This is a genomic window from Listeria monocytogenes ATCC 19117 (genome assembly GCF_000307025.1).
GTDB classification, from domain to species: domain Bacteria; phylum Bacillota; class Bacilli; order Lactobacillales; family Listeriaceae; genus Listeria; species Listeria monocytogenes_B.
In genome coordinates this window covers 1,505,827-1,527,271 of the sequence record NC_018584.1, presented here as the reverse complement: position 1 = coordinate 1,527,271, position 21,445 = coordinate 1,505,827, and the positions used below count along the sequence as shown (strand labels likewise).

The following is a 21,445-nucleotide window of genomic DNA, read 5'->3' as shown; positions in this document are numbered from 1 at the left end:
TAACGGAAGAGGTAATGATACAAAGTCTATATCATTGCAAACAGGGTGGTACCGCGATTTTACTGAAATCGTCCCTGTGAGCAATCATATAGGCTTTTTTTGTTGTAAAAACCAAAAGGAGGAAATAAAAAATGAAACAATTATCAAGCGCTGAAGTAAGACAGTTATTTTTAGATTTCTTTAAAGAAAAAGGGCATACTATCGAACCTAGTGCACCACTTGTACCAAATAATGATCCAACAATTCTTTGGATTAACAGTGGTGTAGCAACCATGAAAAAATACTTTGATGGTTCCGTTATTCCAGATAATCCAAGAATGGCGAACGCTCAAAAATCAATCCGTACAAATGACATTGAAAACGTTGGTAAAACAGCGCGTCATCATACATTCTTTGAAATGCTAGGAAACTTTTCTATCGGTGATTATTTTAAAGAAGGGGCGATTGTTTTTGCTTGGGAATTCCTAACGAGCCCTAAATGGATTGGTTTTGATCCAGATAAATTGTATGTGACTGTGTATCCAGAAGATGAAGAAGCGAAAACGTTATGGCGCGAAAAAATTGGTTTAAGTGATGATCATATCGTCGAAATTGAAGATAATTTCTGGGATATCGGTATTGGACCAAGTGGCCCAGACAGCGAAATTTTCTATGACCGTGGACCTGCTTTCGGTGACGATGCAAGTGATCCAGAATTATATCCAGGCGGAGAAAATGAGCGTTATTTAGAAATTTGGAACTTAGTATTTTCTCAGTTCAACCACAATCCAGATGGAACTTACACTCCGCTACCAAAACAAAACATTGATACAGGGATGGGACTTGAACGAATGGTTTCCATCATCCAAGACGCACCAACTAACTTTGAAACAGATTTATTCATGCCTATTATTCGTGAAGTTGAACAAATCTCTGGCGTGAAATATGGCCATTCTCAAGAAAATGATGTGGCATTTAAAGTGATTGCTGACCATATTCGTACTGTAGCATTTGCAATCGGTGACGGCGCTTTACCATCCAACGAAGGACGCGGATATATTTTACGTCGTTTACTTCGCCGTGCTGTTCGTTATGCAAAAGTCCTAACAATCAACGAACCATTCATGTACAAATTAGTACCAGTAGTTGGGAAAATTATGAATAGTTTCTATCCAGAAGTAGAAAACCAAACAGACTTTATCCAAAAAGTCATTCGTACAGAAGAAGAACGTTTCCACGAAACATTAAACGAAGGTCTAGCAATTTTGGAAACAATCCTAAAAACTGCGAAAGAAACAAATGAACAAATTATCAAAGGCGCAGACATTTTTAAATTATATGATACATTCGGTTTCCCTGTAGAATTAACAGAAGAATATGCAGAAGACCATGGCTTAAAAGTGGATCACGCTGGCTTCGAAGCAGAAATGAAAGAACAACGGGACCGTGCTCGCTCGGCTCGTGCTGATGTAAAATCGATGCAAGTGCAAGGCGAACTACTTGCTAATTTAACCGAAAAAAGTGCATTTGTTGGCTATAATTCAACAGAGCAGGTTTCAGAAATCTTGTATTTAATCCAAGATGACACGCTTGTGGAGGAAGTTGCAGCTGGAAGTGAAGCACAAGTCATCTTCAAAGAAACACCATTTTATGCAGAAAGCGGCGGACAAGTTGCTGACAAAGGAACCATCGAGAGCGAAACTGGTCTTGCTTATGTAGAAGATGTACAAAAAGCGCCAAACAAACAAAATTTACACCGTATTTCTGTCAAAGAAGGCGTATTAAAAACAGGCGACACAGTGAAACTTGCTGTTGATAAAGTAAAACGTCGCGAAACAATCAAAAATCATACAGCGACACACCTTTTACACCGCGCACTCAAAGACACATTAGGCGAGCATGTTAACCAAGCTGGATCTCTTGTTTCACCGGATCGTTTACGTTTTGACTTCTCTCATTTTGGTCAAATTACAGAAGAAGAATTAACGAAAATGGAAGAAATCGTGAATGAAAAAATCTGGGAACAAATCAATGTTGTGATTGAAGAAATGCCAATAGCAGAAGCAAAAGAACTTGGCGCTATGGCACTATTTGGCGAAAAATACGGCGATATCGTACGAGTTGTACAAGTAGGCAAATACAGCATTGAACTATGTGGCGGTGTCCATGTGCGTAATACAGCTGATATTGGTCTATTCAAAATCGTATCCGAAACAGGTATCGGAGCGGGAACTAGACGTATCGAAGCTGTTACTGGCAAAGAAGCCTATCGCTTTGTAACAGAACAAGAAAACACATTAAAACAGGCAGCGAGTCTACTAAAAACAACAACCAAAGAAACACCGCAAAAAGTAGAACAATTACAAGCTGACTTACGTGAAGTGAAACGCGAGAATGAATCACTATTAAGTAAATTAGCGAGTGCAGCAAGCGCGGATATTTTTGAATCACCAGAAGAAATCGGCGGCGTAAAAGTGATTGCAAAACAAGTAAATGCAAAAGATATGAACCAATTACGTCAATTCGTGGATAACTGGAAAGATAAAAAAATTGGAGGCATTCTTGTTTTAGGCGCTGTTCAAGGCGATAAAGTAAACTTAATCTCCGCAGTCTCTGAAGAAGCAATCAAAGCAGGTTACCATGCAGGTAAATTATTAAAAGAAGTGGCAACACGTTGCGGCGGTAATGGTGGTGGACGTCCTGATATGGCACAAGCTGGCGGTAAAAATCCAGCAGAACTAGGAACAGCCCTTGATTACGTTTCTACTTGGGTAAAAGAACAACAAGCATAAATTTCATCAAAGTGCCTCATTTTTCTTTGTTATTTCCGTTCACATAGTGTAAAATGAAAGGAGATACATGAAGGAATGAGGTGCTTCGATTATGGATTCAAAAGATCAAACAATGTTTTACAACTTCGGCGATGATTCAATTGAAGAAGATGTAAAAAAATTAATGAAACAAGTCTACGTTGCTCTTGAAGAAAAAGGCTATAATCCCGTAAATCAAATCGTTGGCTATTTACTTTCAGGCGATCCAGCTTATATTCCTCGTCACAAGGATGCTAGAAGTATGATACGTCGTTTAGAACGAGATGAAATTATCGAGGAACTTGTCAAAGCGTATCTGAAAAATAACGAAATTGGTGAGAAATGAGAATAATGGGTTTAGATGTCGGCTCGAAAACAGTCGGCGTAGCGATAAGTGATCCACTTGGTTGGACCGCACAAGGTGTGGAAACCATTCAGATTGACGAGAATAGAAAGCAATTCGGCTATGACCGCGTAAAAGAGCTCGTGCTTGAATACGAAGTGGAAAAAGTCGTAGTTGGACTACCTAAGAATATGAATAACACTATTGGACCTCGTGCTGAAAGTTCCAAAATATATGCTGAAGTACTTGAGTCAAGAATTGGACTCCCTGTTGTACTTTGGGATGAACGTTTGACCACTTCTGCCGCTGAAAGAACTTTGATTGAAGCAGACGTTTCGCGTAAAAAACGAAAAGAAGTGATTGATAAGTTAGCTGCAGTAATGATTTTACAGTCCTATCTGGACACTACTAATTAATTTGAGGTGAATTTAATGGCAGAAGAACATAACCATAATCATGAAGAAGAAAATATTATTTGGATCACAAACGAAGAAGGAAAAGAAGAAGCTTACGAAATTCTTTTTGATTTTGATTCCGAAGACTTTGACAAATCTTATGTTTTATATTTCCCGGCTGGCAAAGGGGAAGACGAAGAAATCGAAATCCTTGCATCTAGCTATATCCAAGATGAAGAAGGCAAACAAGGTCAACTTAAACCAGTTGAAACAGATGAAGAATGGGATATGATTGAAGAAATCCTTGCAACATTCTTAGCTGACGAAGACGAAGAATAAAAATTAAAAAAGCATGTCTTGACAAAAACTGTCAAGACATGCTTTTTATTTTGCATTTCTAGCGCGTTTATTCCATACTTTGTAAGCAAGGTAGACAACGATGGCAATAACCAAAGCTAACATTAAATAGCTAATTGGTCGCGTATATTTTTCCACAACGCTCCAATTGGAACCTAATGAATAACCAAGCCATGTCAGAAAAATATTCCACGGAATGCAGCCTAAAATCGTATATATAACAAATTTCCAGACATTCATTTTGGCAATTCCTGCCGGTAAAGAGATAAATGTTCGGATGACTGGCAAAACTCGGCCGAAAAATACAGCTCTTGCTCCGTAACGACCAAACCATAATTCCGCTTTATCCAAGTGCTTCACATTTAAGAATATATACTTTCCGAATTTCAATACTAAAGCTCTACCACCGAATTTACCGATGTAGTAAGCAATCAGTGAACCGACTAAGTTACCAGCAATACCAGCAAATACAACGAGCCAGAAGTTAAGTTTCCCGGCTTCCGCCATAAATCCACCGAATAGCATAATAACTTCACTTGGTAGCGGTATACAAACACTTTCAATCAGCATTCCGAGGAAAATACCCCAGTGCCCAAGCGAGTCTACTAACCACATCGTGAAATCTTGCAAACTTTGTATTAATGTATGTAACATCCAAAAGACTCCTTCAATATTTAATTAATTGGCAGAAGCAAGTCTTTGACTGATTCTGTCTTGTTCGTTAAATCACGCTATTTATTATACCGAAAAAACATAAAAACGTCACTTTTTAAGAAAATTTTCCTTATTGAATAGCATTTTTTTTAGATAATCGGTATAATAGATTAGAATTGTTTTCAATGAAATGAGGTCTAAAATGAAGAATACAAAAGGTAAGAAAATTACAATTATAATTTCTGTTATTATTTTAATTTTAGTGATTGCAACTTTTTCAGGTTATTATTATGTAAAATCGCAACTAGAACCAAAAGATGAAGCAAGTAAAGAGAAAATCACCGTAGAAATCCCAGCAGGCTCTAGTATTTCAGACATTTCTACTATTCTAGAAGATAAAAAAGTAATTAATAATGCTTCTATTTTCTCGTTTTATGTAAAATATAATAATGATACGAATTTAAAAGCAGGGAACTATGAATTCAGTCCGTCGATGAACACAGATCAAATCGTCAAAAAAATGCAAGAAGGAAAAACAGTAGCACCTGCCAAACTGGTCATTCCAGAAGGTTACACGTTAGACCAAATTGCTGATAGAATTGTTGCTTATCAACCAAAACTAAAAAAAGCAGATGTACTTAAAACAATGGACGATCCTGAATTTGTTGCCTCCATGATTAAAGCATATCCAGATACAGTAACAAACGACGTATTAAACAAATCTATTAAACATCCATTAGAAGGTTATTTATATCCAGCTACTTACACCTTCAAAGGAACGGATGTATCTGCAGAACAAATTATTACAGAGATGGTCAAGGCAACGGATGTGAACATTGCTAAGTACCGCGATGAACTAACGAAACAAAAAATGTCTGTACACAAATTCTTAACGATGTCTTCCATTATCGAAAAAGAAGCAACTGAAAACGTAGATCGCAAAATGATTGCCAGCGTATTTTATAATCGTTTAGCAAAAGATATGCGATTGCAGACAGACCCAACTGTTCTTTATGCGCTTGGTGAACACAAAAGTAAAACGACTTACAAAGATTTAGAAGTCGATTCACCATACAACACATACAAAAACAATGGACTACCACCAGGTCCAATTTCAAATAGTGGAGACTCTTCGATGGAAGCAGCACTTTATCCAGAAAAAAGTGATTACCTATACTTCTTAGCAAATACAAAAACTGGTAAAGTATACTTCTCTAAAACTTTAGAAGAGCACAATAAACTAAAAGAAGAGCATATTACGAAAAATAATTAAAACAACCACTTGTCAGAAGCATGTTTAGCATGTTTTTGGCAGGTGCTTTGTTTGTTAAGATAGGGGATCCTAGCAGTGAATGATATTATTCATGATTATTTATTAAAAAACATTCCTAAGAGCAGTCCTTTTTTTGAAGAATTAGAGGCGTATGCGAAGGAAAATGAAGTACCGATTATGGAACCAGATTCTTTGTACTGCTTATTACAGATTTTAGATATCCAAAAACCAAAGCGCATATTGGAGCTTGGGACGGCCATTGGGTACTCCGCTTTAAAAATGGCAGATAAACTTCCTGATGCAGAGATTATCACGGTTGAGCGCGACGAAGAACGATATGAGCAAGCAATACATAATATTCAGCGCTACGGGGCTAATGACAGAGTGAAAGTTTTATTAACAGATGCTATTGAAGGAGCTGAAGAAATTTTGGCTCACGGTCCATTTGACGCAATATTTATTGATGCAGCCAAAGCGCAATATGAGAAATTTTTCCATATTTATACCGATTCTTTAGCTGAAAATGGCGTTATTTATAGTGATAATGTTCTTTTTAAAGGGTTAGCGCTAGATATGACACCAGAAAAACAACGCAAATTACGTGTTGCTAGGAAAATGCGCCATTTTAACGATTTTTTAGTGACGCATCCTGATTTTGAAACAACGACCATTCCACTAGGGGACGGCCTATCTATTTCTAAAAGAAAGAAAACTGGAGGCGTATCATGACAAAAAAACCAATCGTAGTCGGCGTAACTGGCGGTTCAGGTTCTGGTAAAACTAGTGTAACGAAAGCCATTTGTGATCATTTTAGCGGACACTCGATTTTGATGATTGCTCAAGATGTCTATTATCACGATCAAGCCAATATTAGTTTTGAAGATAGATTAAAAGTAAATTATGATCATCCACTAGCTTTTGATACGGACTTACTCATTTCACATATTGCCGCACTGCGTCGCTATGAAACCATAGAAAAGCCAATTTATGATTATGCCAAATATACGCGAAAAAAAGAAGTAGAAATCCAAGAACCTAGAGAGGTTATTATTTTAGAAGGAATTTTAATTTTAGAAGATAAACGCCTTAGGGATTTGATGGATATTAAAGTATATGTGGATACCGATGATGATATTCGTTTTATTCGCAGACTTTTACGCGATATGAAAGAACGTGGTCGGACAATGGATTCTGTTATCGAGCAATATCTTTCTGTTGTTAAACCAATGCACAATGAATTTATAGAACCAACGAAAAAATTTGCCGATATTATTATTCCAGAAGGCGGAGAGAATCACGTTGCAATCGACTTAATGACAACAAAAATTGAATCCATTTTGCAAAAACATGTATAAACAACAGGTATCACTTGTCAAATAGAGAAATTTAAGGTAAAATTTTTCTAGTAAAAAGAGTGGCAATTGCTTGCTATTTCTAGCGTGGCGTGTTAATCTTTCTGACGAGTAGTAATATTTTTGATGAAGGTGCGGAGCGATATCTCCGTGCTTTTCTATACAATAATGAACAAACAAAAAGGAGCGAAATCGATTGGCGACAGAAAAAGTATTTCCAATGACCCTAGATGGGAAAGCAAAATTAGAAAATGAATTACAAGAATTAAAGACGGTAAAACGTAAAGAAGTAGTAGAACGGATCAAAATTGCCCGTAGTTTTGGTGACTTATCAGAGAACTCCGAGTATGATTCCGCAAAAGACGAACAAGCTTTTGTTGAAGGTCGTATCACTACTATTGAAAATATGATTCGTAACGCACAAATCATTGATGCTGCTGAAGCACATAATGGTTTAGTAACACTTGGAAATACAGTTACTTTCATTGAACTACCAGACGGTGAAGAAGAAACTTACACAATCGTAGGTAGCGCTGAAGCAGACCCGTTTGAAGGTAAAATTTCCAATGATTCTCCAATTGCCAAAGGTTTACTTGGTCATAAAGAAGGGGAAGAAGTAACTATCCAAACACCAGCTGGTGACATGAGCGTTAAAATCGAAAAAATCACTGCATCTTAATATTATCGGATGTTTTTATACAGCGGTTACTTATAAGGTGGTGAATGCAAATGGCAGACAAACGACAATCAAATAACCGTCGAATTAAACAAAACTTGGTGGAAGGATCTCGCTCCCAGCAAAATACAAAACGAAAAAAGACTAATTTAGTTTTAAACGTTTTAATTATCGTGGTAAGCTTACTTATCATTGGTAGTTTGTATTTTGTGCTGTTTAAAACAGAGAGTGATCCTACGCAACAAGATAACAAAACGGCATCTTCCACTGCAAAAAAAGAAGATGCCGCTAAATCATCCGAAAAGAAAAAAGATTCTTCAGATGATAAAACAACTGAAACAACCGAAAGCGATGATCCCAATGTAGCGAAAGTTATTACCAAAGATTGGAAACCTATTGGTACCGAACAAACTGGTGATCATGTGAATTCGTACAGTTCCACAAGTATAGATTGGCAAGAAAAACGTAAAGCTTTTTCTGCAGCAACTGATATCCCAATCTCAAATACGTCGCTTTGGTTTGTAGAGCAAGGAGCTGATCCTGCGACACAAGCAATTGGTACACTCTCTACTAAAGAAAACCCAGACAAAGCATATCGTGTTTATATTACCTGGGTTGACGGTGAAGGATGGCAACCAACCAAAGTGGAAGAGCTTAAAACAAATGACAAAAGATAAAAGCACAGAAGTTAGCTGTTAACGACTGTGCTTTTTTGGAGGTTACATAATGACAATTGGTATTATTGGAGCAATGGAAGAAGAAGTAGAACTTTTAAAAAATAGCATGCCAAGCGTAGAAGAAATTGTTATTGGCGGAGCTAAATTTTACGTTGGCGAAATTGCTGGCAAAGAAGTAGTGCTTTTGGAGTCAGGTATTGGTAAAGTAAATGCCGCACTTGGAACAACACTTATGGCGGACCGGTTTAAACCAGAAGTAATTATTAACACTGGTTCTGCTGGTGGTATGGCGGAAGGATTAGCCGTTGGTGATGTTATTATTTCTGACCGATTAGCTTATGGCGACGTAGATGTAACGGAATTTGGTTATACTTACGGTCAAGTCCCAAGAATGCCAGCTTTTTATCAAGGAGACGCTGTACTTCTTAAAAAAGCGGAAACCATTTACCGTGAATATTTTGCTGCAAGCGAAAACAAAGCAGTCTATGGACTTGTTGTTACGAATGATTCATTTATTATGCGTCCAGATCAGCACGAAACAATTCGCACTTTTTTCCCAGATGTAAAAGCAGTTGAGATGGAAGCTGCGGCAATCGCACAAGTTGCTTATCAATTTGATATTCCTTTCTTAATTATTCGCGCTATTTCAGATTTAGCGAATCAAGAAGCGACTATTTCATTTGATGAATTCATTCACTTAGCAGCGAAACAATCCGCAACATGTATCATCGAATTACTAAAAACAATTTAAAAAATGCCTGGAGTTTTTAAGCTCCAGGCATTTTTTTATTTGATATATTCTTCTGTTAAAGTAAGGAAATCTTCTACATCTTTGGCAGCAAGAGCAACAGCTTCTTCCCAGAAGTCAGCTTTACGTAAGTCAACGCCCAGATGTTTTTCTGCTAGCTGTTCTGTTGTCATCGAACCAGTGTCTTGTAGTAGTGCAATGTATTTATCTTCGTAACTAGCACCTTCTGCTTGAGCTTTATGGTAAATGCCAAGCGAGAACAAATAACCGAAAGTGTACGGGAAGTTATAAAACGGTACATCAGCAATGTAGAAATGTAGTTTAGAAGCCCAGAATTGTGGATGATATTCATCCAAGGCGTCCAAGTATGCTTCTCGTTGCGCTTCTTCCATTAGAGCGTTAAGTCGATCAACCGAAACGACACCTTGTTTACGTGCTTCATAGAAGTTACATTCAAAAATAAAGCGAGCATGAATATTCATAAAGAAGGCGATACTACGACCGATTTTATCTTCCAACAACGTGATTTTTTCTTCTTTTGTTTTTGCATCTTTCACAGAAGCATCTGCAATAATCATTTCTGCAAAAGTTGAAGCGGTTTCTGCCACGTTCATCGCATAATCAGTATTTTCAAAGGGTTCATCGCGAATCACGTGTGAATGGAATGCGTGCCCAAGTTCGTGAGCAAGAGTAGCGACTGTTCCTGGAGCGCCATCATATGTCATGAAAATGCGACTTTCTTTTTCGACAGGGAAGTCGGTACAAAAACCACCAGGACGTTTATTATCACGGTCTTCCGCTTCAATCCAACCTTTTTCAAACGCTGATTGCGCAAAGTTTGCCATTTTCGGGCTGAATTTGTTAAATTGCTCAATAATAAATTCAGCGCCTTCTTGATACGAATATTTCTTAGGTTCGCTTGAAAAGACAAGAGGAGCTTCTACATCATAAAAACTTAATTTTTCAAGGCCAAGTAATTTCGCTTTTCTATCTAAGAATCGAACAAAAGTAGGCTTGTTCGTTTGGATGACATTCCACATAGATTTTAACGTTTGCTCATCTAAACGATTAATTGCAAGAGGTTCATCTAGAATATTATCCCATTTACGAATTTCATATGTAGCTAAACGGAATCCTGATAAATGATTTAACGTATCGCTAAATAAACGAGCTTCACTTTGCCATACACGTGTATATTCTTTAAAAACTGCTTGGCGAACCGCGCGATCAGGGTGATTTAATAAGTTTAGCGCTTGGCCAGCAGAAATATCTTTTTCTTCTCCGTTAATGGTAACATGCATGCGGAGTTTACCGACAATGGTATCATAATGATCAGACCAGCCGCGATAACCATCGACAGCTAAAGAATTAATAGCTGCTTCTTGTTCTTTACTCCCTTTTTTACGGCGGTTCGTACGCGCTTCACTTAAAATAAAGCTAATTTGCGATAAACCATTTTGTTCCATTAATTCGTCCCAAACACGGTCAGAAACTTGTGCAAATTTGTCATGCCATTCATCTTCGGCCGTAGCTAGAGTTGCAACGTATTGATAAATTAACGCCGAAAGCTCATTTGCACGCGAGTCATTGATATCAGCGGAAGCAAGACATTCTAAAAATGATCCAGCTGTGAGTAAAATTTTAGATATATCTGCATTTTGATTAACGAGAAGTAAAAATTCAGCAGAGGCTTCCACATTTTCAGGAACATCCCACTCCGAAACATTTACAACAAAGCTGTCTAAATCAGCTTTTACCTCTTGAAGCGTTTGTTGTAATTCTTCAGAGCCGCTGCCGCCAGCATATATATTTTCTAAATCCCATGTTAATGCATAATCTTTTGACATTTGTTTACCTCCTTAAAAATAACGTTTCCTTTCATATTATAGCATTTTTCTAAGGTTTTTTTGTAAAATAAGCAGAAAGATGGTAAAATTTATAGATTATTAGTCTAATTGAATGTATTATAGAATAGACTGTACTAAATAAAAGAATGAGGTGCCAATACGTGTTAAAGCAATTCTCACCAGATAAAATGTTGAATACTCCATTTGGAATTACAGCAGCACAACTTCGCAAAATGGGAAAGACTACTATTTTGACTGATCTTGATAATACGCTGCTTGCATGGGATCAACTAGACGCAACGGATGAAGTTATCAACTGGTTTACTATATTGAAAGAAGAAGGAATCAAAGTAATGATTTTTTCTAACAATAACGAAGAACGAGTTGCTCGTGTGGCAAAAGCAATCGATGTTCCTTATTTAGCCCGGGCAAAAAAACCCTTAGGCGCTAATTTCCGCTGGGCATTAAAAGAAATGGATGCAACACCAGAAGAAACTGTGATGATTGGCGATCAAATTATGACAGATATATTCGGTGGAAACCGTCAAAAATTAACAACTATTTTTGTTCGCCCTGTAAAACAAACAGATGGTATGGCGACAAAATTAAATCGAATGATGGAAAGCGTTATTTTAAAACGATTAGCAAAGAAAAACCAAATTAAGTGGGAGGAATCACTTTGACAGAAGAAATTAGATGTATTGGTTGTGGCGCGGTTATTCAAACAGAAGACCCTGATAAAATCGGCTATGCTCCAAAATCATCCCTGAACAATGAGCAAGTTATTTGTAAAAGATGTTTTCGTCTAAAACATTACAATGAAATTCAAGATGTTGCCCTAACAGACGATGATTTTTTACGTATTTTAAATCAAATTAGTTCGAAACAAGCTTTAATTGTTTATGTAGTAGATATTTTTGATTTCGATGGTAGTTGGTTACCTGGACTTCCTCGTTTTGCAGGAAGTAATCCGGTATTACTTGTCGGGAACAAAGAAGATGTATTACCAAAATCATTAAAACGTGATAAGTTGACACGTTGGATGAGAACTCGTGCCAAAGAGCAAGGCTTGGCGGCGACAGATGTCGTATTAGTTAGCGCTGAGAAAGGCCACGGTTTTGATACTCTTTTAGAGAAAATTGAAGAATTGCGAAATGGACAAGATGTCTATGTTGTCGGTTGTACAAACGTTGGTAAATCAACGCTAATCAATCGTATTATTAAACAAGCATCCGGGGAAAACAATGTCATTACAACCTCTCAATTCCCAGGAACAACGCTTGATAAAATCGAAATCCCATTAGCAGATGGCAATGTACTTGTTGACACACCAGGAATTATTAACCATCACCAAATGGCACATTTCATTGATACAACAACGTTAAAAGCTATTACACCTAAAAAAGAAGTAAAACCAGCTGTCTTCCAATTAAACGAAGAACAAACCCTATTTTTAGGGGCGCTTGCTCGCTTAGATTATGTTTCAGGTGGTCGCAAATCATTAGTAGTCTATGTATCTAATAATCTACCAATTCACCGGACAAAATTAGAAAAAGCGGATGCGTTATACGAAAAACAAGCAGGAATAGTGCTTCAACCGCCTACAGAAGAAGGGATGGAGACACTTCCTAAGCTAGTTCCGTATTCTTTTACAATAAAAGAAAAAGCGGATATTGTCTTTTCCGGACTCGGCTGGGTGACAATTCCAGAAGGCGGCGCGAAAGTTACTGCGTGGGTTCCTGAAGGCGTGAGCGCAACTATCCGGACATCACTCGTTTAAAACGAAGGAGGCCTATCATTTGGAAAAATATGTTGTTATCGGAAATCCTATTCGTCACTCGTTATCACCAGCTATGCAAAATCGGATTTTCCAAGAACTTGGAATGAATGCGGAGTATAACTCTGTTTTAATAGAAGAAGACGCTTTTGAAACAGAAATCAAAAAATTAATGGATTCTGGAGTGCGTGGATTTAATATTACAACACCATTTAAAGAGCGTATTTTACCATTTTTAGATGAATTAGAGGATCTTGCAGCAGCTTCTGGCGCAGTGAATACTGTGCTAAAAAAAGAGGACAAATGGTACGGATTTAATACAGATGGCAAAGGCTACTTAGAAGGATTAGAAGAAATCCGCTCAATTACAGAAGATGATTCTATTTTAATTACCGGTGCGGGTGGCGCAAGCAAGGCAATTTACCTAGCGCTTTCCACTCACACGGATGCTAAAATAACCGTTACTAATCGTACAACGGAAAAAGCGATAGAAATGACGAAAGATAATGAAAATCATCACGCCGTCACACTAGAAGAAGCAGAAAAACAACTGGCTGATTTTACGGTTATCATTCAAACAACATCTATCGGTTTAGAAGCTTCCAAAAACAAAAGCCCAATTTCGCTGGCTAATGTAAAAAAAGGAACGATTTGTTCTGATATTATTTATAATCCAGCCGAAACAGCCTTTTTGAAAGAAGCAAAGAAAAATGGAGCTATTACCCAAAATGGCTTACCGATGTTTGTTAATCAAGGGGCACTTGCCTTTGAAATATGGACTGGGATAAAACCAGAGCGATCACTGATGAAAGAAGCAGTACTCGAACAATTAGGAGGAAACTAATGTTAACAGCTACACAAAAACGTTTTTTAAGAAAAGAAGCGCATAATATCCAACCCATTTTCCAAGTAGGAAAAGGAAGCGTATCACCAAACTTAATTATCCACGTAAAAGAAGCACTAGAAGCGAGAGAATTAATTAAAATCTCGATTCTACAAAATTGCGAAGAAGATAAACAAACCGTTGCAGAAAAAATTAGTGCTCGTTCAGGCGCGGAAATCGTTCAAGTCATTGGCAGAACGATTATTCTGTACAAAACTTCTGTAAACAAGCAACAAATTAAGTTGCCATAAATCGGGAGGAACCTACGATGAAACATAAAGTCGGCATCTTAGGTGGGACTTTTGATCCGCCGCATTTAGCGCACCTCCGCATGGCAGAAGAGGCTAAGAAGCAACTAGGACTTGAGAAAATTCTTTTTTTACCTAATAAAATTCCGCCTCATAAACATATCAGTGGTATGGCTTCAAATGATGAGCGTGTAGAAATGCTTCAATTAATGATAGAAGGTATAGATTCCTTTGAAATTGATACACGTGAACTCATGCGCGCGGGAAAGTCCTATACGTATGACACAATGCGTGATATGATAAGCGAACAGCCGGATACAGATTTTTATTTCATTATCGGCGGGGACATGGTAGAATATTTGCCAAAGTGGTATCATATAGATGACTTAGTAAAAATGGTGACATTCGTTGGGGTTAATCGCCCCAGTTATCAGACGGAGGTTCCGTATGATATCGTTAAAATCAATATGCCAGAAACGACGATTTCTTCTACGGAAATTAGAAATAATATTGAGAACGCGAGCACCTTTTTACCAGAAAAAGTATGGTCATATATAAAGGAGCATCAACTTTATGGAAAGAAATGAAATGCTAAAAAAAGTAGAAGCAGCTATGCCTAATGCTCGATTTAAACACACTTTAGGCGTAGAAAAAGCAGCTGTAGAACTTGCAGAACATTATCATATGGATGTAGAAAAAGCACGAATAACCGCTTTGCTACATGATTATGCTAAGTACTATGACGATGATAAAGCGAGAAAAATTATCGAGGACGAGGGTTATGATCCGCGTTTACTTTCTTTTCATCGTTCGCTGTGGCACGCTCCTGTTGGCGCCTATCTGGCAGAAAAAGAATTTGGTATTACTGATACAGAAATACTAGAAGCGATTCGTCTGCATACGACAGGAAGCGCGACGATGTCTGATTTCGATAAACTTATCTACTTAGCTGACTATACAGAACAAGGAAGAACATTTCCCGGCGTATATAAAGCACGCAGATTAGCACTTAAATCGCTTAACGAAGCAATGTTATTCGCTTTATCGAATACGATTACGCACTTAGTCAAAAAGCAACAATTGGTTTTTCCAGATACACTGGATGCCTACAATTATTTCGTTAATTTAAATTTGGAAGGAGACTATTAATAATTTGAACAGTTATGATACATTAATGCTGACTGCTAAGGCAGCAGACGATAAAAGAGCAGAGGATATTTTAGCACTAGACATGAAGGGGTTATCAAGCTTTGCGGATTACTTTGTTATCTGTCACGGTAATTCAGACAAACAAGTGCAAGCAATCGCTCGTGAAATTAAAGAAAAAGCGTTAGAAAACCAAGTAGATGTGAAGCGTTTAGAAGGTTTTGATGCGGCAAAGTGGATTTTAATCGACTTAGGTGATGTTATTATCCATGTGTTCCATAAAGAAGAACGTTCTTACTATAACTTAGAAAAACTTTGGGGAGATGCGCCACTCGTGGACGTTTCTGCTGCGTTTATTTCTTAATAAAAAACAGAACAGGCGAGGGAATTCTCGTCTGTTTTTTTAAGGAGAAATTACTATGAGTTACGAATATTTTCCGGGTTTCTATGATAGATTAATGGATTCCGAACTTTATGATGAATGGCTAGAATTCACGGCTCATTTCATTGGAGATACTCCTAAAAAAATACTTGATTTGGCTTGTGGAACAGCTGAATTTGCGCTACGTTTAAGTTTTTCTGGTCATCAAGTTACTGGTGTGGATTTATCAAAAGAAATGGTGGCAGTTGCTAAAGAAAAAGTGGCAGCGGCTGAAATCAATTTGCCGATTATAGAACAAGATATGTCCAAGTTAGCATTAAAGCAAACGTTTGATGTAGTTACATGCTTCTGTGATTCACTTAATTATTTGGAAACAGAACAAGCTCTTGAGGCTACTATTCAAGCTGTATCAGTGCATTTAGAACCAAATGGCTTATTTTTATTTGACGTACATTCCGTCTTTAAAGTAGATCAAGGGTTTAAAGATTATTCATACGGAGATAGCGATGAAGAGATTTCGACGATTTGGAATTCATTTCCTGGCGAACATCCGCATTCTGTCGAACATGAACTTACCTTCTATATTTTAGATGAAGATGACACGTATAATCGCGTGGACGAACTGCATAAAGAACGCACCTATCCAATCGCTACTTATGAAAATATATTAAAAAAATATGGTTTTACGAAAATTGATATTTATGCCGATTTTAGTCATGAAAAACCCAATAATACGAGCGAAAGAATCTTTTTCGCAGCAAGAAAGTAATTTTTCATTATTACTTTCTTTTTTTGTGCGATTTTCACCTTAAACTATCAAAAAGGAATTTGTCCTAGCATGGCGAATAGTATATTAAGGACGGTGATATGGATGATGGACTTAGTAAAAAAACACAAAAATTATATCTTAATAGGGATTGCTATTCTTTGTGCTGGTTTAGTTTATATTTGGATACCAGATAGTAAATCTGATGCTGTAACTGCCAATCAAGCAGTAACGAAAGAAGAAAAACCGAAAGAAGAAACAAAATTATCAAATGAAGTTTATATTGACATTAAAGGAGCAGTAAGGACCCCTGGTGTCTATAAACTGCCAATGGACGCTAGAGTTCAAGATGTGGTGAAAATTGCAGGAGGGCTCACAGCTGAAGCCGATTGCAGTAAATTGAATTTAGCTGAAAAACTAAAAGACGAGATGAGTATCTACGTTTATAAAAAGGGAGAAGAAGGTCCCGCAACACAAGGAGCTAACACAGAAGAAGCAAGTACCGGTTCTGCGAAAATTAACCTTAACAGTGCAACGAAGGACGATTTACAACAAGTCCCAGGGATTGGAGAATCGAAGGCAACAGCGATAATAGAGTACCGAGAAAAAGAAGGCTTATTCCAAACAATAGAAGATTTAAAAAATGTTTCAGGCATCGGCGAAAAAACAGTAGAGAAATTAAAAGAATATTTGGATGTTAATTAATAAAAGTGGTTGACGAACTTCCTTCTAAACACCTATACTAATATTTATCAAATCATAAGGGAGTTTTTAATGTGCAGAGAATCGCATGGGATCAGTTTTTTATGGCGCAAAGTCATCTAATATCATCTAGGAGCACGTGTACACGACTAATGGTCGGTGCGACAATAGTTCGAGATAAACGTATTATTGCGGGCGGATATAATGGGTCCATCGCTGGTGGCGATCATTGTGCAGAACACGGCTGTTATGTTGTAGACGGTCACTGCATTCGAACAATACATGCAGAGATGAACGCGATTTTACAATGTGCTAAATTTGGTGCAACGACAGATAAAGCTGAATTATATGTAACGCATTTCCCTTGTCTTGCTTGTACGAAATCTATTATTCAAGCAGGTATAAAGAAAGTGTATTTCGCTAAAGACTACAAAAACCATCCGTACGCTTTAGAATTATTTAACATTGCTGGCGTCGAATTACAAAAAGTAGAATTTGATGAATCTGTTCTTCAAGTAAACAATTGGAATGGAGAAAAAATGCATACTTTAGTAAAAGAAGCTGCAGTGGAAGTAAATATCGAACCAGAAAAAGCAGAGCAACTTTATCAAAACATCTCAGAGAAATTGAACTAAATAGGGAGGGGACGTTATCGAGCGATATTTAGCTATTATTGTTTTAGCTATTGTTTGTGCGAATTTTACAAGCTCTATCGTTCCCATATGTATTTGTTTGCTAGGTTTAATTGCTTTTATTAAAAAATCCAAAATTATTCTTCTTTTTGTCCTCATTTATTTTCTAACCTATAGTTTTTTGTTTGTAATAGAAAAATTCAATACTTCCTCTTTTACAGCAACTGAATATAATGGGAACTGTCAAATTATAGATAATTTAAAAATCGATGGAGATAGTTTTCAAACTTTTGTACGCTGCGAAAAAGAAAAATTTCAATTGAGTTATAAAATTACAACGGAAGAGGAACAACAAAAACTAAAAAAGCTCCATTACGGACAGTTTATTTCTGTTTCTGCAAATATAGAAACACCTTCCGTCAACCGCAATCAAAATCAATTCAATTACCAAACTTATTTAAAGAACCAAAATGTACACTATATACTTCGAGCAAGTAATCTTGCTATTTCCAGTCAATTCTCACCATCTTTCCTAATGAAACTTCAAAATATACGTTTGAAAATAATTACCCATTTAACCGAAAAAATATCTCCAACCATTTCTCCTTATTGTCTCGCATTAATTAGTGGAGAGAAAAACGGCTTTTCCCCCGAAATGTATGAAGTTTATCAACAAATGGGTGTTGTCCATTTGCTAGCTATCTCTGGACTTCACGTGAATTTATTAATAGGGGCAATATATTTTCTCCTACTAAAATTCGGTATTACAAGGGATAGAGCCATCACTTGTCTACTTGTTTTCTTACCATTTTACGTTATCCTTACAGGAGCAAATCCGCCAGTCATACGAGCTGCTACAATGACAGCATTACTTTTATTGTCAGAAAAATATACTACTAAATGGAGTTCGTTTTCTGCCATTTGTTTGTCCTTTATTCTGTTTTTCCTCTTGCAACCGTATATCATTAGAGAAGTAGGTTTTCAACTATCTTATGCAGTATCGTTTGGAATTATTTTATCGTCAAGACAAATACTAACCAGACAGCAGAACGCATTTACTAAGTCACTTGCTATTTCCTTCATTTCAACCATCATGTCTTCAGCTGTCATGATGTATCATTTTTACTCATTTTCATGGGTAGGGATATTCTTTAATTTAATTTATGTGCCCATTTTTACGATGATTATTTTGCCAGGTTGTCTAACTGTGTTTGTGCTGTCTTTTTTTTCAACAGAAATATTTCATTTTCCTGAAGCAATGCTTACATTCTTTATACAATTGGTAGAAAAATTAACCTACATTTTCGCCAAGATTCCGCATCAGACTATTGTAACAGGGAGGCCAAACACCGTTATATTAGTGCTAACCATTATAACTATCATCATCGTCTTCAGCCAGTGGCAAAAGAAAAAGTTTCCTTTAGGGATATTCATTTGTTTTTGTTTATTATGTTATTTAGCTAGTTTTAATTTTAGTGGAAAAGTTAGTTTTATCGATGTGGGGCAAGGGGATAGCATTTTAATTCAACTACCATACAATCAAGGGAATTATTTAATAGATACTGGAGGCCAACTTCCATTTGAAAAAGAAGCATGGGCTAAGAAAAGAAAACCATTTACAATAGGCGGAAGTACACTTAGCCCAGTGTTAAAATCAAAAGGAATTAATAGCTTAGATAAAGTAATTATTACACATAGCGATGCTGACCACATGGAAGGACTTGATGATTTACAGAAAAACATTACTATTAAAGAGCTTATTTTTGCTAAAGGAGCAGAAAATAAACCTATCATGAAAGAAGCTCTCGCTGCGATGCCAAAAGTGAAACAGACAATTATTTTAGCCGGGGCCAAGTGGCAAATTGGCGAAAACAGTTTCGAATGCTTATATCCCGATAAAGCAGGAGAAGGAGGAAATGATGACTCTATTGTATTAAAGGCAGTATTAGATGGTAAAATATGGCTTTTTACTGGTGATTTAGAGGCGAACGGAGAAAAGGGCATATCAGAACAACCTATCAAAGCAGATATTTTGAAAGTAGGGCATCATGGTAGCAAGACCTCCAGTTCCAAAGAATTTATTCAAAAAGTGAAGCCGACTTTTGCAGTTATTTCATGCGGGTTAAACAATCGCTTTGGTCATCCACACGCAGAAACTATTAATACACTAGAAACAGCAGGAGTAACAATTTTACGAACAGATGTACAAGGGGAAATAACTTATACATTTGGAAAAGGCTTTGAAGCGACTTTGAAATAAAACTTGCTATCTCTTATTTCATGTTTTACCATAGAAAGAGAAATAAGAGTGAAGCGAGGCGAAATGAATGCTGCCAGAATGGAAACAGATACGCTCCAAAAAAATAATGCCGGTGTATTTAATCATTGGTACGGAAGATTATATTATTAACGAAACGAAGCAACTTTTAATAGATAACATTTTGAAAGGCGAAGAAGTAGAATTTAACTACGCTAATTTAGATTTAGAAGAAATGCCAATAGAAGTGGTCATTCAAGAAGCAGAAAGCATGCCTTTTTTCGGTGATAAACGTTTAGTAATGGCCAATAATCCGCTTTTTTTAACAACTGAAAAAAGTAAAAACAAAGTGGAGCATGATACTGCAAAATTAGAGGCTTATCTCAATGAACCAGTGGATTATTCCGTATTATGCTTTGTAGCGCGCGTAGAAAAGTTAGATGAGCGTAAAAAGCTTACTAAGTTACTCAAGAAAACAGCTACTGTTATAGAGGCAAAACGACCTAATGAGAATGAGTTGAAAAAATGGATTGAAGCAAAATTAAGCGAGAACAACATGCAAATGTCACAAGAGGCTATTACTCGACTGGTGGAATTAACTAGTGGTCAGCTAACAACTGCCATGAATGAACTGCAAAAATTAATGCTCTATTGTTTTGATTCAAAAGAAATTACCATTCAGGATGTAGAATCTTTAGTTGTACGTTCACTTGAACAAAATATCTTTTTGTTACTTGATAAGATGATTGCTATGGATATCAGCGGGGCACTTCGGATTTATTACGACTTATTAAAACAAAAAGAAGAGCCTATCAAGATACTGGCATTAATTTCTAGTCAATTCAGGTTGTTAAACCAATTAAAGCTATTAGAACAACAAGGTTATTCGCAACAACAAGCTGCGACTAAACTAAAAGTGCATCCATTCCGCGTTAAGTTAGCATCAAAACAAGCGAAGAATTTCACGGAATTACAATTAAATCAAGCTTTAAAACGATTAGCTGAAATCGACTTGGAAATGAAAACTGGCTTTGGTGATAAAGAACAGAAACTCGAATGGTTCTTATTCGAATTACAAGATAATCGGCAAAAGAGAGTATAAAAAATAGCTTTGTCATTTAAGACAAAGCTATTTTTGCAAACAAAAAACACCACACAAGGTGTGATGTTTTATACCGAACTCGGTATTATTTAGCTAATTTAGCAGCTAAGCGAGATTTGTTGCGAGCAGCATTGTTTTTGTGAATCAATCCTTTGCTCACAGCGCTATCTAATTTTTTCGATGCTTCTACGTAAAGATCTTTCGCGTTGTCCGCGTTGTTTGCAGCTGCTTCGTCAAATTTTTTGATAGCAGTACGCATTGCAGAACGTTGAGATGCATTACGGCTGTTGCGAGTTTCAGCAGTTTTTACACGTTTAATTGCAGATTTAATATTTGGCATTCCATTCACCTCCGTCCAAACTAATGAGGTAGTATTTATTTCATATAACATACCTTTTTAAATTATATCAGAACAAATGCTATTATACCGAAATCACAG

Annotated in this window: 25 protein-coding genes; 22 read left to right on the top strand and 3 right to left on the bottom strand. The window is 36.8% G+C overall.

All coding sequences use genetic code 11. The features are described 5' to 3' along the window. The first annotated feature begins 131 nt into the window (after positions 1-131). The 4 genes from alaS (at position 132) to LMOATCC19117_RS07585 (ending at position 3,866) form a co-directional block, all read left to right on the top strand. Complete coding sequence (gene alaS, locus LMOATCC19117_RS07600) at positions 132-2,771, top strand: alanine--tRNA ligase (protein ID WP_003734327.1); 2,640 nt, start codon at positions 132-134, stop codon at positions 2,769-2,771. Between the two features lie 91 nt (positions 2,772-2,862). Then, positions 2,863-3,135: an IreB family regulatory phosphoprotein ReoM gene (reoM, locus tag LMOATCC19117_RS07595; protein ID WP_003719797.1), complete on the top strand. Its 273-nt coding sequence runs from the start codon at positions 2,863-2,865 to the stop codon at positions 3,133-3,135. After that, complete coding sequence (gene ruvX / locus LMOATCC19117_RS07590; protein WP_003725977.1) at positions 3,132-3,548, top strand: Holliday junction resolvase RuvX; 417 nt, start codon at positions 3,132-3,134, stop codon at positions 3,546-3,548. Before reoM ends, ruvX begins: the two co-directional genes overlap by 4 nt. A 15-nt stretch (positions 3,549-3,563) precedes the next feature. Further along, complete coding sequence (locus LMOATCC19117_RS07585; RefSeq protein ID WP_003722010.1) at positions 3,564-3,866, top strand: DUF1292 domain-containing protein; 303 nt, start codon at positions 3,564-3,566, stop codon at positions 3,864-3,866. 45 nt (positions 3,867-3,911) lie between these two features. Here the strand turns inward: LMOATCC19117_RS07585 and LMOATCC19117_RS07580 are convergent, their stop codons facing one another. Next, on the bottom strand, positions 3,912-4,538 hold the full coding sequence (locus LMOATCC19117_RS07580) for a DedA family protein (RefSeq protein ID WP_003727417.1): 627 nt from the start codon (positions 4,536-4,538) through the stop codon (positions 3,912-3,914). A gap of 202 nt (positions 4,539-4,740) precedes the next feature. Here LMOATCC19117_RS07580 and mltG point away from each other — a divergent pair, with 202 nt between their 5' ends. From mltG to LMOATCC19117_RS07550, 6 genes are all read left to right on the top strand, one after another. Next, positions 4,741-5,811, top strand: coding sequence for an endolytic transglycosylase MltG (gene mltG, locus LMOATCC19117_RS07575; RefSeq protein WP_003725975.1), 1,071 nt, complete (start codon positions 4,741-4,743; stop codon positions 5,809-5,811). A gap of 75 nt (positions 5,812-5,886) precedes the next feature. After that, on the top strand, positions 5,887-6,540 hold the full coding sequence (locus LMOATCC19117_RS07570; RefSeq protein WP_003725974.1) for an O-methyltransferase: 654 nt from the start codon (positions 5,887-5,889) through the stop codon (positions 6,538-6,540). Continuing rightward, on the top strand, positions 6,537-7,166 hold the full coding sequence (udk, locus tag LMOATCC19117_RS07565) for a uridine kinase (RefSeq protein WP_003725973.1): 630 nt from the start codon (positions 6,537-6,539) through the stop codon (positions 7,164-7,166). The genes LMOATCC19117_RS07570 and udk overlap by 4 nt, the downstream gene beginning before the upstream one ends. Before the next feature lie 193 nt (positions 7,167-7,359). Beyond that, the gene (greA, locus tag LMOATCC19117_RS07560; protein WP_003722004.1) at positions 7,360-7,842 is read left to right on the top strand and encodes a transcription elongation factor GreA; all 483 of its coding nucleotides are present in this window, start codon (positions 7,360-7,362) and stop codon (positions 7,840-7,842) included. A 50-nt stretch (positions 7,843-7,892) separates the two neighbouring features. Then, a complete protein-coding gene (locus LMOATCC19117_RS07555) occupies positions 7,893-8,516 on the top strand; it encodes a YrrS family protein (RefSeq protein ID WP_003734326.1) in 624 nt (207 codons plus the stop codon). A 49-nt stretch (positions 8,517-8,565) separates the two neighbouring features. Next, positions 8,566-9,267 (top strand): 5'-methylthioadenosine/adenosylhomocysteine nucleosidase, encoded by a 702-nt coding sequence (locus LMOATCC19117_RS07550; RefSeq protein WP_003725969.1) that lies wholly within the window; start codon positions 8,566-8,568, stop codon positions 9,265-9,267. A gap of 35 nt (positions 9,268-9,302) precedes the next feature. On the opposite strand, the gene LMOATCC19117_RS07545 is transcribed toward LMOATCC19117_RS07550, so the two are convergent. Beyond that, positions 9,303-11,111: a M3 family oligoendopeptidase gene (locus LMOATCC19117_RS07545; RefSeq protein ID WP_003731170.1), complete on the bottom strand. Its 1,809-nt coding sequence runs from the start codon at positions 11,109-11,111 to the stop codon at positions 9,303-9,305. Positions 11,112-11,272: 161 nt separating this feature from the next. On the opposite strand from LMOATCC19117_RS07545, the gene LMOATCC19117_RS07540 reads away from it, so the two are divergent. From LMOATCC19117_RS07540 to holA, 12 genes are all read left to right on the top strand, one after another. Beyond that, positions 11,273-11,794: a YqeG family HAD IIIA-type phosphatase gene (locus LMOATCC19117_RS07540; protein ID WP_003722000.1), complete on the top strand. Its 522-nt coding sequence runs from the start codon at positions 11,273-11,275 to the stop codon at positions 11,792-11,794. Continuing rightward, positions 11,791-12,891, top strand: a complete 1,101-nt coding sequence (gene yqeH / locus LMOATCC19117_RS07535) for a ribosome biogenesis GTPase YqeH (RefSeq protein WP_003730140.1) — start codon at positions 11,791-11,793, stop codon at positions 12,889-12,891. The genes LMOATCC19117_RS07540 and yqeH overlap by 4 nt, the downstream gene beginning before the upstream one ends. A gap of 19 nt (positions 12,892-12,910) precedes the next feature. Then, positions 12,911-13,732 (top strand): shikimate dehydrogenase, encoded by an 822-nt coding sequence (aroE, locus tag LMOATCC19117_RS07530; RefSeq protein ID WP_003725965.1) that lies wholly within the window; start codon positions 12,911-12,913, stop codon positions 13,730-13,732. Further along, a complete protein-coding gene (yhbY, locus tag LMOATCC19117_RS07525) occupies positions 13,732-14,022 on the top strand; it encodes a ribosome assembly RNA-binding protein YhbY (RefSeq protein WP_003721997.1) in 291 nt (96 codons plus the stop codon). The genes aroE and yhbY overlap by 1 nt, the downstream gene beginning before the upstream one ends. 17 nt (positions 14,023-14,039) lie before the next feature. Next, positions 14,040-14,606 carry a nicotinate-nucleotide adenylyltransferase gene (locus LMOATCC19117_RS07520; protein WP_003734325.1) on the top strand — a complete coding sequence of 189 codons (567 nt, stop codon included), beginning with the start codon at positions 14,040-14,042 and terminating at the stop codon, positions 14,604-14,606. Continuing rightward, positions 14,593-15,168, top strand: coding sequence for a bis(5'-nucleosyl)-tetraphosphatase (symmetrical) YqeK (gene yqeK, locus LMOATCC19117_RS07515; RefSeq protein ID WP_003726533.1), 576 nt, complete (start codon positions 14,593-14,595; stop codon positions 15,166-15,168). The genes LMOATCC19117_RS07520 and yqeK overlap by 14 nt, the downstream gene beginning before the upstream one ends. A gap of 4 nt (positions 15,169-15,172) precedes the next feature. Then, positions 15,173-15,529 (top strand): ribosome silencing factor, encoded by a 357-nt coding sequence (gene rsfS / locus LMOATCC19117_RS07510; RefSeq protein WP_003727422.1) that lies wholly within the window; start codon positions 15,173-15,175, stop codon positions 15,527-15,529. A 55-nt stretch (positions 15,530-15,584) separates the two neighbouring features. Next, positions 15,585-16,316 (top strand): class I SAM-dependent DNA methyltransferase, encoded by a 732-nt coding sequence (locus LMOATCC19117_RS07505; RefSeq protein ID WP_003726531.1) that lies wholly within the window; start codon positions 15,585-15,587, stop codon positions 16,314-16,316. A gap of 102 nt (positions 16,317-16,418) precedes the next feature. Then, positions 16,419-17,018, top strand: coding sequence for a helix-hairpin-helix domain-containing protein (locus LMOATCC19117_RS07500; RefSeq protein ID WP_014929064.1), 600 nt, complete (start codon positions 16,419-16,421; stop codon positions 17,016-17,018). Positions 17,019-17,089: 71 nt separating this feature from the next. Next, positions 17,090-17,650, top strand: coding sequence for a ComE operon protein 2 (locus LMOATCC19117_RS07495; protein WP_003727424.1), 561 nt, complete (start codon positions 17,090-17,092; stop codon positions 17,648-17,650). 34 nt (positions 17,651-17,684) lie between these two features. Beyond that, entirely contained in the window at positions 17,685-19,907 is a 2,223-nt protein-coding gene (locus LMOATCC19117_RS07490; protein ID WP_072219519.1) for a DNA internalization-related competence protein ComEC/Rec2, read from the top strand. A 67-nt stretch (positions 19,908-19,974) separates the two neighbouring features. Then, complete coding sequence (gene holA / locus LMOATCC19117_RS07485) at positions 19,975-21,006, top strand: DNA polymerase III subunit delta (protein WP_003734323.1); 1,032 nt, start codon at positions 19,975-19,977, stop codon at positions 21,004-21,006. An 85-nt stretch (positions 21,007-21,091) separates the two neighbouring features. Here the strand turns inward: holA and rpsT are convergent, their stop codons facing one another. Beyond that, positions 21,092-21,346, bottom strand: a complete 255-nt coding sequence (rpsT, locus tag LMOATCC19117_RS07480) for a 30S ribosomal protein S20 (protein ID WP_003726526.1) — start codon at positions 21,344-21,346, stop codon at positions 21,092-21,094. Positions 21,347-21,445 lie beyond the last annotated feature (99 nt).